A 12,422-nucleotide genomic window follows, 5' to 3' on the forward strand; every position below is an offset into this window, starting at 1 on the left:
GGTTGGGGGCCTCCGCTTCGCTCTTGCCGGAGTGAGTGAGGGGCTGGCGGCCTCCGCAGGCTCCGGCGGGAGTAGGGGCTGTATTTTTGGCCTCCGCTTCGCTGCGGCGGGTTTTCGGCGCTGTAAGGCTCGTCGTTCAGCCCTCGAGACTCGGGCTTCGCCCATGCGCTTCGAGGGCTGAACGACGAGCCCGCGCCGAAAACCTGGAGTTGGCCTTGCTGAGCCTTTCGCTTCGCGGGCGACTACCAGCGGGATAGAGACGTTTCGCCGCTGGGCACGCGGGAGGTGGCCGGGGGTGGCTCGGGCTCTCACGTGAGCGCGGGGCTCGCCTGCGGCATCGGGGAGTGTGGTGGTCTGGGGAGTGTTTCGAGGTGTGGGCGATTACCGGTGGGACGGAGACGCTTCGCCGCTGAGCATGCGGGAGACGGCCGGGGGGTGGCTCGGACCCTCACGTAAGGGGGCTCGCCTGCGGCATCGGGGGGTTCTGGGGTGGTCTGGGAGTGTTTCGGGGTGTGGGTGGCTGCTCGTGAAAGGGGGCGCCGGGCGCTTCGTCGCTGGGCAGGTTCGGGGTGAGGAGGTAGGTGGGGATATCTCGCTTTTGGGCGGGGCTCGCCTGCGGGTGTGTGGTGTGGGGGGTGAACTGGTTGTTCGTCCGCAACGGTGTGTCTGAGCATTCTCTCCGCGCCGGATCGGCGGTAGGTTGGGGCTGACAGCCACTGGGGGCACAGGCGGAAGGCGGTGTGCCATGACCACGGCATCGGGAGCGGATCAGGAGCCGGATCCACTGGTCGACGAGGTGCTGGACATGGACGAGGACGAAACTGACCTCGACTACGACCTCGGTGATGACGAGCAGGCCGACGAGGTTCGGGAATACGAGCGGTACATCACCGATCCGCCGAGCAATCTGGTCATCGAGTATCACGAGGACGGGGGGCGGCAGGGGATCGCCCGGGATCTGGAGCAGTCCTGGACTCGGCGGCGGCATCGGGACGAGGAGCGCGCCGAGGACGATCGGCCGGCCGAACTCGCGGCGATGGAGGTCGTCGAGGAACCGGGGGACTAGGCGATCGCCGCGCGCGGATCGCGCTGTCGTGGTAACCACTACGGTAGAGACGACTACCGACAGCTAGGGGTGCGGCGTGGGACCGGAATCCGACAATCCCGACGCCAGTTGGCAGTACCCGGGCGGCCACCGACCCGAGCGGCCCGGCTCCCCGGAGGACGACGCGGCCGGAACCTGGAAATGCCTGGGCCCCGATCCCGTTCCGCCACATCGTGATCCGGCCCCGTCAGCACTGCGCCCGGTCGCCGGGCTGTTCTCCGCTATCGCCTTCGTCTGCGCCGGACTCACCCTGTTGTCCTGCCTGTGGCTCCTGGGTCCGATCGGTGCGATCCTGGGCGCGATCGGGCATGTACGCGGCGAACGCCTCGGGAAATGGGCCGGTCTGGCCTCGGTCGCGGCGACGGTGGTGAGTCTGGCCGTCTACCATTTCGCCCCGCGGGATCTGACCCTCGACGGGTCGCGCTAGGTTGGCACGATGAGCCGATTCACCGGATTCCCGCCGGCCGGACTCGACTTCTACGAAGACCTGGAAGCCGACAACTCCAAGGCGTTCTGGACCGCGCACAAACACCTCTACGACTCCGCGGTCCGCGAGCCGATGGCGGCGCTGGTGGCCGACCTGGAGGACGCTTTCGGCCCGGCCAAGATCTTCCGCCCCTACCGCGACGTGCGATTCTCCAAGGACAAGACGCCCTACAAGAATCACCAGGGCGCGGTGGCGCACGTCGCCTCGGGCGCGGGGTGGTACGTACAGATCGGCGCCCCGGGACTCTTCGTCGCGGGCGGCTTGTATTCCGCCTCCCCGGAACAACTTTCGCGACTGCGCAGCACCATCGACGACGAGGTCCGCGGGCACGAGCTGGAGAAGATCCTGACCACCCTGACCGACGCCGGGTACACCGTCGGCGGCGACCGGCTCAAGACCCGCCCCAAGGGCTATCCGGCCGACCACCCCCGCATCGAACTGCTGCGGCACCGGTCGCTGGTGGTGAGCCGGGAGTTCGGCGCACCCGCCTGGCTGGAAACGCCACGTGCCGCAAAACATATCCGCGAATCCTGGGAGACGATGCGCCCGGTCGTGGAATGGCTTGCGGCCGTGGTCGGTTGAGCGTGCGAGGCGGCGCTCAGGTTCGCTGGGCGGGTCCGCGTGCGCCGAGGCCGAGGCGTTTGAGCGCGTAGGCATCCAGTTGGCTCAGCAACCCGTTCAGGATGAGGGTCATCACCACCAGAATGATCAGCCCGGCGAACTCCCCGGCCGCATCCAGAGCCATGGCGGAGTTGAACAGTTCGTGGCCCACGCCTTTGGACGAGGCGATGAACTCTCCGCCGATGACGCCGAGAATGGCCAGCGGACCACCCGCCTTGAGCGCGGCGAAGAATGGTGAGGCGAGCGTCGGTATCGTCACGTAGAAAAGCACATGGTGGGTGCGCCCGCCCATCATCTGAATACCTTGCACGAGTTCACGATCGGTCTGCCGCAGCCCCAGATAGAGGTTGTAGAACATCACGAAGGCCACGCCCATCGCGGCGATCGTGATCTTCGACCACGCGCCGATTCCGAAGAACAGCATGAACAGCGGGGCCAGTGCGATCTTGGGAATGCCGTTGATCGCCGCCATCAACGGTTCGAGCACCCGCCCGGCCGTGGTGAACGAGCCGAGCAGCAGCCCGAGCACGGCGCCGAACAGGATGCCGAGACCGAATCCCACCACCACCTCGACGGTGGTCGCCCAGATATCGATCCAGCCCTTCGAGGAGATCAGTGTGTTCCACAGGGACACCGCGACCTCGGTCGGCCGGCTGATCGCGTAATCCGGGATCAATGTCCCGCTGACCAGCTGCCACACGGCCAGGACGGCGACGATGACCACGAAGCGCATGGTCACGACCATGCCGTTGCTCCACCCCGCGCCCTTCGGCCGTTTTCGCGCGGGCGCGGCGGCTTCGACTTTTCTCGTAGTCTTTTCGATATTCTCCGCGGTTACCATTTCGTTCCTTCCGGGTCCACCCTGAACGTCATTGCGGCAGATACTCATTGGTCCAGTTGGTGTGGGTGATCTTCGTTCCCTTGGGAAGCGCACCCTCGGCGTTGAGGAATGCCATGGTGGTTTTCCATCCGGAATCGTTCATGGAGTTGCTCTCGGGCCAATCGACCTGCCGCAGACTGCGCAGCAGCACCGCGTCCGGGATGCCGGTCAATATCTTCTTGGCTACGCCCAACGACTCGTTCTCGTGCGAATGCATATATTTCGTGGCCTGCTCGATCGCGCCGACGAACTTCTGGACGATGTCCGGATGCTCGTCTACGTAACTCTGCCGGGCCACCACGATCTGGCCGTATCCGGTTTTCGGAATCGACCATGCCGGAACGGTTTCCGGACTCGCCACGACCACGCCGTCACCGGCCGCCTGGACCGCCAGCGGAATCGGTTCCGAGGTGACGAACCAGTCGATCCGGTTGTTGTTCAGCGCGGCTTTGTCCGCGGCCGGACTCGGCAGCGACACATAGCGGACACTGGAGGGCTGAACCCCGTAGGCACGCATGAAGATCCCGGCCTGCCCCCGGGTCGTGGCCGAACTCGCCCCGCCCGTCGAACCGATCAAGGCCTTGGCCACCGTCGCGGGCGGCGTCCGCTCGGTCAAGTTGTGCGCCTGGGCGAACTTCTTGCTGACGATGAGCCCGATCGGATTGCCGACCGCGTTCATCGAGACCCCGACTTCCGGGATCTTGCGACCGACGGCGGTCAGGAAGTCGGTCGGGCTGTCGTTGTAGAACTGCACCGAATCCGATTCCAGGGCCGCCGCGCCGATCGAGGCGGTCAACGTCACGAACTTGACGTCCAGGCCCGCGGCGCGGAAATAGCCGTTGGCGTCGGCCACGTGCAACTGCGTGTCGAAGATGCTGCCCCCGACTCCGACGGTCACCGTGGTGCGACCGTCGGAGTTCCCGCAGGCGGTCACCAGCGCCGCACCGAGCGCCAGAATCACCGCGAGTACACCGAGTCGATTGCGGCGTTTCACCATTGAATCGCGCATCCGACTAACCGCCGAGGCGTGCGGGCCGAACTCCGAGAGCGTCACACGTCTGTGCCACCAGCTCGTCGAAATCGACCGGTCGAGGGATCACCTGCTGTTCGAGCGCGAAGGCGGCGGCCTCGGAGATCGGGCCGCGAAGCGCTTCGAAACCGGCCGAATCACGTTGTGCCGCACCGGATGCCGCACTTTCGGCGACGACGTCGCGCATGGCGTCGTAGACCGCGCAGATCGTCTCCGAATGCGCTCGCGCCGCCGCGACGCTGACGCCGATGATGTGGTTGACCGGCGCGAAACCCTTGTTCGCAGTCCACTGCGCGGCGACCTCCAGCGCGTCGGGGATGGCCGTGTGAATGCGCTCGTCCGACGGGAGTTCGTTGCCCATGATGCCGAAATCGAGGCGGCCCTCCAGGAAGTCCTTCTGCAACTTCTCCCCCGCCGGTGCGTGACTGACCCACTCGGGATCGGTGTACTCGTCGACGTGCCCGCCCTCGTACACGATCCAGTTCACCTTGCGCAGATCGACCCCGTACTGCTGCGCGAGAAATCCGCGCATCCACACGCCGGTGGTCTGGCTCCAGGACCGCACGCCGACGCTGCGGCCCTCGACGTCCTGCACCGACAGGTCCGAACACGTCACCAGGGTCTGGTGCTGGAACCGGGTCAGCGCGGTGATCGGCAGCAGGACAACGGGTTTGCCGTAGGCGACCGCCTGCAGCAGGGTCACGATGGCGAATTCGCAGATATCGGGCGACCCGCCGTTCAGGAAGCCGCGCGATGCCTTGTGCACCGGCTTGACGTCGAGCCTTTCCAATGGCGTCCCGGCCGTGGCGGCCGCCTTTTCCGCCGCGGCTGCGAGATCGTCACGGCCAACTACCAGTTTCATGGTTCCTCCACATCTGTGAACATTCGAATCCGTCTATCGGTCATGCGGTCAGTGCCCATGCGGTCCGTGGCTGTGTGGTCCGTGGCTGTGTGGTCCGTGGCTGTGCGGCTCGTGCCCGTTCGGCCCGTGGTGGTGCCGCTCGTGGTGCTGGCGCAGCAGGTCGACGCCGTAGTCGTTGCCGTTCGGCGTGCGGACGATGGTGTGAATGTGGCGGCGGGTCGGGACATCGTTGTCGAACATCACCCCGGCCTGATGTTCGAATTCGATGAGGATCACCGGACTGTGCAGCCGGTAGTAGAAGACCCCGTTCGCATCACCGGCCCAGGCGAAATGCGTCTCCGATTCGCGGGACAGGACCTCGTCCATGCGCACCGCGGCGTGCCCGTCGTTGGCGCGATTGACGTAGAGCCCCAGCAGATCTCGCGCGATGACGTGCTGTTCCGCGGTCAGGTCGCGCAGGGCGATGCCCGAATAGTTCAGCTCGAAATTGTCCCGGAAGGCGCCGACGAACAATTCCGGGGGCAGTTCGTCGGCGATCGTCGCCGCCTCGCGCTGCTGCGCGGTCAGGCTGGTGAACAGATTCCGGCCCACGGCCTCCTCACGGCCGAAGGCGCGGATCCCCGCATACTTCCCGGATTCCGCGAGCACCGGTTCCGCGCCGAGGAAACTCGGGGTGAGCACCATCTGGTCGCCCACGAATACGCAGTTGACGTTGACGTGGTGGCCGTCCAGCTGCCATCCCCAGGGGCCGCCGGTATCCGGGTCCCCGTAGACGCTGAACCAGTACATCCACTCGTGCAGCAGATCGACCTCGTCGCGCAGTTCGCCGATCGTGAGGTTCAGCCGCATCAGATCGACGACCTGGGTGTAGCCCGCCGCGCTGAGACTGCGCCGCAGGATCTCCAGCACCAGGTCGCGGGTGGTCTCGTCGAGGTCCTCCAGGCACAGCCCGTGGCGCAGGAAGTAGCGCGCGCCGTTCGACCAGTGCCGCCAGGACACGTCGTCCATCGGGAAGCGCGCCTCGGACAACTGCTTCGGGGTGAGCGCGGCCAGGTAGTTCTCGGCGGCACGCCGGATCCCGCCCATGTCGACGCCGGTGCTGCGCTGCGGGAACAGCCCGGATACCAGGCCATCGGAGGTGCCGACCCCGCGAAAAGGTTCTGCCGCAGCACGTTTGCGCCACTCGACCTTCGCCAGCAGGTCCGGTGTCCACACCTCCGGCCGCCGCGTGGGCGCGGGTCCCCGATTACGCAGTCCCATTGATATTTCTCCTTCGCGGTCCGCACTCGACGCCGGCGGACCTGGCTTTCTCATACCGGGGCATTCGCTGTGTCCAGCTCGGCCTTGAACAGGCTCCACAGGTCGTTGTAGAGCTCGGAGAATTCGCTCGTCTCGATCAGGGAACCGATGTGCCGGGGACGTTCGAACGGAATCGGCAGGATTCGACGGACCGTGCCGGGCCCACTGGACATCACGATCACCTCGTCGGCCAGGTAGATCGCCTCGTTGAGGTCGTGGGTGACGAACACGAGCGTGCCGTTCTGCTCCTCCCACAGATCGAGCAGATCCTGCTGGAGCTTGAGCCGGGTGATCGCGTCCAGCGGCCCGAAAGGCTCGTCCATCAACACGATCGAGGGATCGTAGATCAGCGCCCGCGCGATCGAGACGCGCTTCTGCATTCCGCCGGACAACTCCCGCGGATAGTGATTCTCGAAACCGGTGAGACCGACGAGTTCGACCCAGCGGGCGATGCGCTCGGCGCGTTCGTTCTTCGGGACGTTGCGGAATTTCAGCGCGAGCCCGATATTGGCCCGCACGCTCAGCCAGGGCAGCAGATTGGCCCGCTGTGTGACGTAGGCGGCCGTGGAATTGACGGTCGTGACGGGTTCGCCGTCGAAGTAGACCCGGCCCTGCGAGGGCTCGAGCAGGCCCGAGGCGAGGTCCAGCACGGTGCTCTTACCGCATCCGCTGGGACCGATCACCGCGATGAACTTGCGCCGGGTGACCTGGAACGACACATCGCGAATGGCGGGCCTGTGGCTCCCTGGGAATTCCAGTGTGACGTCCTCGAAACGGAGCACTTCCGCATCCGGATCGGGCTGGTTGGTCGACATCGTCGTCTCCTTGACGTGCACGCGGGTACCGGGGATCCCGCAGCCTCATATCTGGCGTCGAGTGCACTGTCCGGCAAGACGTTCCGGGGCGTTGCCCGCGAGGACGTCCTGCTCGGTCACTCATAGATTGTCTAACAATTTGTGACTAGAAACTAGCACGGAGAGATCTGCACCACAAGCATCCTGAGGTCATAGCCGATTACGCCCGCAAAGTGAGCCAAGGAACCCCTTGCGCATCGCCGTGTTGTATGACAATCTTCATGTGACCTGCGACATACCGGTATCCACACCGGCGACATGTGGATGCTGCGTCAGCGGCGGCGGCAGACCTTGATGCCACCAATCCCCTTCCGGCGGACTCGATCACCGAGCCGACCGTCTCGACCGGCGACCGGATCGTCCGATCACCGCCCTCGAAGCCGAACTCGCGAATCGCAGGTAACCGAGAAAGAAAGTAGACAATGATGAGGAAAATCGCTGCAGCATCGGTGCTGCTCGCGGCCGCATTGAGCATTCCGGCCGGAACCGCGAGCGCGACCCCGGCCGCCCCCGCCAATGGCGCGGTCGACTTTCAGGCCAGCACCGCGAACAACACCAGCGTCATCAAGACCGATGCCGGTTCCATGGCCGTCGCGAACGGCGTCTTCGAGATCAAGTCCGCCAACGGCAAAGTGCTGGCCGGAACTCCGCTGAAGTTCCGGGTGGACGACTTCGAATTCCCGATCGCGGCGAACATCGCCGACCACACCGCGACCCTGACCCCGCAGTTCGACATGCAGCACGCGGTCTACAAGCCCGTGGCCCTGCCCTACCAGGACAGCGCGCCGTGGAAGACCCCGTACGACCGTGAGCAGGCGGCCTGGAACCGGATGAAGGACACCATCACCGCGGGCGCCACCATCGGCACCCTGGTCGGCGGCCTGTCCGGTGGCGCGGTCGGTTGCGTACTCGGCGGCATCGCGGGCGCCACCGTCGCATCCGCGACCATCGTCGGCCTGTTCGGCGCGTTCATCCCCGCGGCCGTGATCGGCTGCATGGGCGGCATCATCGCCGTCGGCGCCCTGGGCACCCTGGCGGGTCAGCTGCTGGTGACGGCACCGACCGTGATCGCGGCCGTGGCGCAGTACTTCACCACGATCAACGAACCGTTCCACCCGTCGACCACCCCGTCGAAGTAAATCGCTTCTCCTGCAGTTGATTCCGCTGAATCATCAGCGGCGGCCCGCCCGGTCTCAGACCGGGCGGGCTTTGCCGTCGCCGGTCCACCGAGCTTCGCCACCGCACATCCGCGCGTTCGCGGACCGCATCCCGACTCACACCGCAGAGGAGACCCCTTGGCGCACAACACCGATGACCGATCCCCAGCCTGGTACCGCACGGCGGCAACGGCATTGAGCGGGCGGGAGTGGGCCTCGGTCGGCACGATGGCAGCGGTCGTCCTGACTCTGCACGTCGTGGGCTGGCTGACGCTGACCACGCTCGTCGCTCCGCAGCATTTCAGCCTGGGCACCAAGACATTCGGCGTCGGGATCGGTGTCACCGCCTACACCCTGGGAATGCGGCACGCCTTCGACGCCGACCACATCTCCGCCATCGACAACACCACACGCAAACTGATGAACGACCGGCAACGCCCGCTGTCGGTCGGGTTCTACTTCTCCCTCGGCCATTCCACGATCGTGTTCGCGCTGGCACTGCTGCTCTCGTTCGGCGTGCGCTCGCTGGCCGGCCCCGTCGCGAACGACTCCTCGGCGCTGCATCACTACACCGGCCTGATCGGCACCAGCGTGTCCGGCACGTTCCTGTACCTGATCGCCGGGGTCAACGTCGTCGTCCTGATCGGCATCGTGCGGGTCTTCCGGGACATGCGCAGCGGCGACTACGACGAACAGCAGCTCGAAAACCATTTGGCCAAACGGGGATTGGTGAACCGGCTACTGGGCAGGTCGATGGCCTCGATCGGCAGACCCTGGCAGATGTATCCGGTCGGGCTGCTGTTCGGGCTGGGCTTCGACACCGCCTCCGAGGTGGCCCTGCTCATGCTGGCGGGCACCGGCGCCGCGGCCGGATTGCCCTGGTACGCGATCCTGTGCCTGCCGATCCTGTTCGCCGCGGGCATGAGCCTGTTCGACACCATCGACGGGTCGTTCATGAACTTCGCCTACGGCTGGGCCTTCGCGAAACCGGTCCGCAAGGTCTACTACAACATCACCATCACCGGGCTGTCGGTCGTGGTCGCCCTGGTGATCGGCAGCGTCGAGCTTTTCGGCCTGCTCGCCCGGCAGCTCGGCTGGACCGGCGGCTTCTGGGACCGGATCGACGGCCTGGACCTGAACCTGCTCGGTTACGGCATCGTCGGACTGTTCGTCCTGACCTGGGTGGTCTCCGTGCTGATCTGGCGTTTCGCCGGTATCGAGCAGAAGTGGTCCACGCAGGAGGATTACGCCGGTCCGTCCGAGTGACGCTCGGCTAGCAGTTGTCGGCGCCCGCGGATGACGGATCGTTCGACATGGCGAAATTCAGCTGCAGCGCGCGCCGGACCGCCGACAGATGATGTCGCATCGCCGCCGCGGCCGACTCCGGGTTGTGGGTGCCGATCGCGGCGAGGATCGCCTCGTGTTCCTTGACCGACTCGAGCCGCGGATTCGTGCGATCGGCGTTGCTGTACTGCCGCACGACCAGGGGATACAGCAGGCTGTCGACGAACCTGGTGAGGGTGGACTGCCGCGCGGCCTGCCGGATCTGCTCGTGGAACCGGTGATTGAGTCGCACGTACTCGTCGCGCCCGCCGGGCTTCTGCTGGTCCCACATGCGCCGACAGGTCTCGGTCATCGCCGCGATGTCCTCGTCGGTGGCGCGTTCGGCGGCCTTGGCCGCGAGCGCCGCCTCGAGTACGGCGCGCGTCTCCAGGATCTCGACGGCCTCCTCCACCGTGAACGAGCGGGTGCGGGCGCCGCGGTTCACCTCGGTGGTGACGTACCCCTCCTGCGCGAGCCGCGCGAGCACCGAGCGGACCGTGCCGCGCGAAACACCGAGCTGCGTGGTGAGCTCGGATTCGGTGAGCCGGGAGTCCGGCGCGTAGTGGCCGGATATGATCAGCGCGCGGAGATCCTGATATGCCTGGGCGGTCCGGTTGGCGACCGAATCCGCGCCGACCTCGTTACCCACGGACACCACCATGGCGCGATACCTCCCCGCGATTCGAGGACAACCCTCACAATGCCATGTTGTTCAACAACACTGGAGCTTTGCCCTGTGGTTGCCCGGTCATCATCCTGTATGAATCGGACCGGCCGGATACTAGTGTTCAGTATTGTTGCACAATATGTCCGTTTTACGCGAACGCAGCAGCGATCGGGTCCCCGATGTTCCGGGCACCCGATCGCCTGCGTGCGCGATTATTTCTTGATCAGCGCCAGCGCCTCGGCCTGCACCGACAGATCGGTGTAGCTGTCGTAGGCGAGCACCTTCTGCTGCGTACCGCTGGCAACGTTCTGTTGCTGGATGAATTCCGCCTTCTTCTCGGGGAAGTCGAGGGTGGGCGAATAGCAGCCGTTCTGGTTGATGAACTGCCATTCCTGTTCACCCTCGGCCGCGGAACCCCCGGCGCCCACGTACGCCTTCACATACGGGTCCTTGGATTCCGGCGTTCCCAGGTAGGCGAACAGCTGCGCATAGCCCGCCAGAACCTTCACCAGCGCGGAGCGCTTCTTGGCGATCGCCTCGGTCGAGGCCACCGCCGCGTTGTTCATCCACAGCGGAAGCTCCTCGTTCACCGTGGCGATCATCCGGGCGCCCTGCTTCGTCGCGAGCGCCTGGTTGCCGACCTGCCCGTAGCCGCAGTCGACCTGTCCGGCCAGGGCCGCCTTCAGCGAATCGGCACTGCTGCCGACATTGCGGAAGGTGGCACCGTCCTTGGGGATCCCGTATTTGGCGAACAGCGCGGCGAATACGGCGTACAGCTCCGCCCCGACCGCACCGACGCCGAGCGACTTGCCGCCGAGGTCACGCGCGGAGGTGATCTGCGGATCCTTGGTGAACAGGGCGCTGGTGGACACGACCTGCGTGCCGCCGACGACCTTGAGCCGCATCCCCTTCTCGATCCCGGGGAGTATGCCGATCAGCCCGCTGGTCATGGTGAGGTCCGAGGACCCCGACGCGACCGCGGCGAGAACCTGATTGCCGGCGCTGACGTTGGAGATCTTCGCCTTCACCCCGAGCTTGTCGAAATACTTTCCGTCAGTGAGCAATTGGTTCAGCGCGACGGCCGCGGTGGCCGAGGTGTTGATGATCGAGATCGTGTTGGGATCGCTACCGCAGGCGGCCAGCAGCCCCGCCGCGCCCACCCCGGCGGTGAGACCGAGAAAGCCGCGACGCGACAGGCGTCCAGGTGAGCGCTGGACATGCGTCGTTGCATGATTCATTACTGTCTCCGAGTCCAGGTGAGAAGAAGGCGAGAACTAGCCGGCGAGTTGGGGATAGATCCGGGCCGCCGTGCCGCCGAGAATGTCGGCACGCTGCTCGGGGGCGAGTTCGGCGAGAGCACCCTCGACGAAGGCGCGCAGATCGGCGAGCGAACCCTCGGACGCGGGGAAGTTCGAACCCCACGAGATCCGCTCGGAACCGAATCCCTCGACCAGCCGGGCGATCAGCTTGGCCGGATCACCGTCGGGCTCGGCCGCGGCCCGGCGGATCGTGATCGGGGTGATCTTCAGGAAGACGTTCGGGAATCCGGTCAGCTCGAACAACTCGCTCAGGCCCGAATACGGCGGTCCCCCAGCAAGATTCGGCCGGGCGCCATGGTCCAGGGCGACGACCAGTCCGGGATGGCGACGCAGCACCGACGCCAGAACCGGTGCGTGCTTGGAGTGCATCTGGATGCACACCGGGATCCGGTCCGCCTCGAGGCGCGACCAGGCCGGTTCCAGCCGGGGATCGTCCAGGCTCGCCGCATTTTTGACCGCCGTCGTGCCGTCGGCCGCCCGCACCCGCACTCCGGCGAATCCCCGCTCGACGATCCAGTGGTCGATCCGTTCCAGCGCGTCGTCGGCGACCAGGTCGATCGAACCGACGCCGATCAGCCGGTCCCGGTGATCGCCCAGCGAGTCGGCGACATAACTGTTGTCGAATCCGTACATCGTCGCCGCCTGCACGACGGCCGCCTTCTCGATCCCGGCCTCGTCGAGCGAACGCAGCAACTGCTCGAGCGTGACGGGGCGCTCCGAAGACCAGGTCGACTGGTGGCCGCCGAGTGGGCGGGACGGATAGCGCTCGGTGTCCGGGGAAATGATGTGGGTGTGCAGATCGAACAGTGTCATCGTCG

13 protein-coding genes are annotated in these 12,422 nt (G+C 65.9%); 5 read left to right on the forward strand and 8 right to left on the reverse strand.

Annotated features, from left to right (window positions below; translation table 11 throughout):
* Positions 1 to 745: 745 nt before the first annotated feature.
* From K7711_RS00930 to K7711_RS00940, 3 genes are all read left to right on the forward strand, one after another.
* A complete protein-coding gene (locus K7711_RS00930; RefSeq protein ID WP_235746501.1) occupies positions 746 to 1,066 on the forward strand; it encodes a hypothetical protein in 321 nt (106 codons plus the stop codon).
* Positions 1,067 to 1,142: 76 nt separating this feature from the next.
* Positions 1,143 to 1,532 (forward strand): hypothetical protein, encoded by a 390-nt coding sequence (locus tag K7711_RS00935; protein ID WP_222963990.1) that lies wholly within the window; start codon positions 1,143 to 1,145, stop codon positions 1,530 to 1,532.
* Positions 1,533 to 1,541: 9 nt separating this feature from the next.
* Positions 1,542 to 2,174 (forward strand): DUF2461 domain-containing protein, encoded by a 633-nt coding sequence (locus K7711_RS00940; protein WP_222963992.1) that lies wholly within the window; start codon positions 1,542 to 1,544, stop codon positions 2,172 to 2,174.
* Between the two features lie 16 nt (positions 2,175 to 2,190).
* Here the strand turns inward: K7711_RS00940 and K7711_RS00945 are convergent, their stop codons facing one another.
* From K7711_RS00945 to K7711_RS00965, 5 genes are read right to left on the reverse strand one after another with little or no spacing between them, the layout of a single operon-like run.
* On the reverse strand, positions 2,191 to 3,054 hold the full coding sequence (locus K7711_RS00945; protein ID WP_222963994.1) for an ABC transporter permease: 864 nt from the start codon (positions 3,052 to 3,054) through the stop codon (positions 2,191 to 2,193).
* Between the two features lie 28 nt (positions 3,055 to 3,082).
* Positions 3,083 to 4,102: an ABC transporter substrate-binding protein gene (locus tag K7711_RS00950; RefSeq protein WP_222963996.1), complete on the reverse strand. Its 1,020-nt coding sequence runs from the start codon at positions 4,100 to 4,102 to the stop codon at positions 3,083 to 3,085.
* 4 nt (positions 4,103 to 4,106) lie between these two features.
* Positions 4,107 to 4,985, reverse strand: a complete 879-nt coding sequence (locus tag K7711_RS00955) for a substrate-binding domain-containing protein (RefSeq protein ID WP_222963998.1) — start codon at positions 4,983 to 4,985, stop codon at positions 4,107 to 4,109.
* Positions 4,986 to 5,033: 48 nt separating this feature from the next.
* On the reverse strand, positions 5,034 to 6,245 hold the full coding sequence (locus K7711_RS00960) for a DUF3500 domain-containing protein (protein ID WP_222963999.1): 1,212 nt from the start codon (positions 6,243 to 6,245) through the stop codon (positions 5,034 to 5,036).
* 50 nt (positions 6,246 to 6,295) lie between these two features.
* Entirely contained in the window at positions 6,296 to 7,099 is an 804-nt protein-coding gene (locus K7711_RS00965; RefSeq protein ID WP_222964001.1) for an ABC transporter ATP-binding protein, read from the reverse strand.
* Positions 7,100 to 7,563: 464 nt separating this feature from the next.
* On the opposite strand from K7711_RS00965, the gene K7711_RS00970 reads away from it, so the two are divergent.
* Together K7711_RS00970 and nicT are read left to right on the forward strand one after the other, a co-directional pair.
* Complete coding sequence (locus K7711_RS00970) at positions 7,564 to 8,277, forward strand: DUF8020 domain-containing protein (protein WP_222964003.1); 714 nt, start codon at positions 7,564 to 7,566, stop codon at positions 8,275 to 8,277.
* Between the two features lie 156 nt (positions 8,278 to 8,433).
* Complete coding sequence (gene nicT, locus K7711_RS00975; protein WP_235746502.1) at positions 8,434 to 9,561, forward strand: Nickel transporter NicT; 1,128 nt, start codon at positions 8,434 to 8,436, stop codon at positions 9,559 to 9,561.
* Between the two features lie 7 nt (positions 9,562 to 9,568).
* Here nicT and K7711_RS00980 read toward each other — a convergent pair whose 3' ends face one another.
* The 3 genes from K7711_RS00980 to K7711_RS00990 all read right to left on the reverse strand — a co-directional run bounded on the left by K7711_RS00980 (position 9,569) and on the right by K7711_RS00990 (position 12,417).
* Positions 9,569 to 10,279: a GntR family transcriptional regulator gene (locus K7711_RS00980; protein WP_222964005.1), complete on the reverse strand. Its 711-nt coding sequence runs from the start codon at positions 10,277 to 10,279 to the stop codon at positions 9,569 to 9,571.
* 218 nt (positions 10,280 to 10,497) lie between these two features.
* Positions 10,498 to 11,523, reverse strand: a complete 1,026-nt coding sequence (locus tag K7711_RS00985) for an ABC transporter substrate-binding protein (protein WP_222964007.1) — start codon at positions 11,521 to 11,523, stop codon at positions 10,498 to 10,500.
* A gap of 36 nt (positions 11,524 to 11,559) precedes the next feature.
* Positions 11,560 to 12,417, reverse strand: coding sequence for an amidohydrolase family protein (locus tag K7711_RS00990; protein WP_222964009.1), 858 nt, complete (start codon positions 12,415 to 12,417; stop codon positions 11,560 to 11,562).
* Positions 12,418 to 12,422 lie beyond the last annotated feature (5 nt).

It is taken from the genome of Nocardia coffeae (assembly GCF_019890715.1).
Lineage (GTDB): Bacteria > Actinomycetota > Actinomycetes > Mycobacteriales > Mycobacteriaceae > Nocardia > Nocardia jiangxiensis.

Coding starts and splice junctions, on each gene's coding strand:
- K7711_RS00960 (WP_222963999.1), bottom strand. CDS start 6,245: ATGGGACTGCGTAATCGGGGACCCGCGCCCACGCGGCGGCCGGAGGTG.
- K7711_RS00990 (WP_222964009.1), bottom strand. CDS start 12,417: ATGACACTGTTCGATCTGCACACCCACATCATTTCCCCGGACACCGAG.
- K7711_RS00930 (WP_235746501.1), top strand. CDS start 746: ATGACCACGGCATCGGGAGCGGATCAGGAGCCGGATCCACTGGTCGAC.
- K7711_RS00950 (WP_222963996.1), bottom strand. CDS start 4,102: ATGCGCGATTCAATGGTGAAACGCCGCAATCGACTCGGTGTACTCGCG.
- K7711_RS00980 (WP_222964005.1), bottom strand. CDS start 10,279: ATGGTGGTGTCCGTGGGTAACGAGGTCGGCGCGGATTCGGTCGCCAAC.
- K7711_RS00955 (WP_222963998.1), bottom strand. CDS start 4,985: ATGAAACTGGTAGTTGGCCGTGACGATCTCGCAGCCGCGGCGGAAAAG.
- K7711_RS00940 (WP_222963992.1), top strand. CDS start 1,542: ATGAGCCGATTCACCGGATTCCCGCCGGCCGGACTCGACTTCTACGAA.
- K7711_RS00945 (WP_222963994.1), bottom strand. CDS start 3,054: ATGGTAACCGCGGAGAATATCGAAAAGACTACGAGAAAAGTCGAAGCC.
- K7711_RS00965 (WP_222964001.1), bottom strand. CDS start 7,099: ATGTCGACCAACCAGCCCGATCCGGATGCGGAAGTGCTCCGTTTCGAG.
- K7711_RS00985 (WP_222964007.1), bottom strand. CDS start 11,523: ATGAATCATGCAACGACGCATGTCCAGCGCTCACCTGGACGCCTGTCG.
- K7711_RS00970 (WP_222964003.1), top strand. CDS start 7,564: ATGAGGAAAATCGCTGCAGCATCGGTGCTGCTCGCGGCCGCATTGAGC.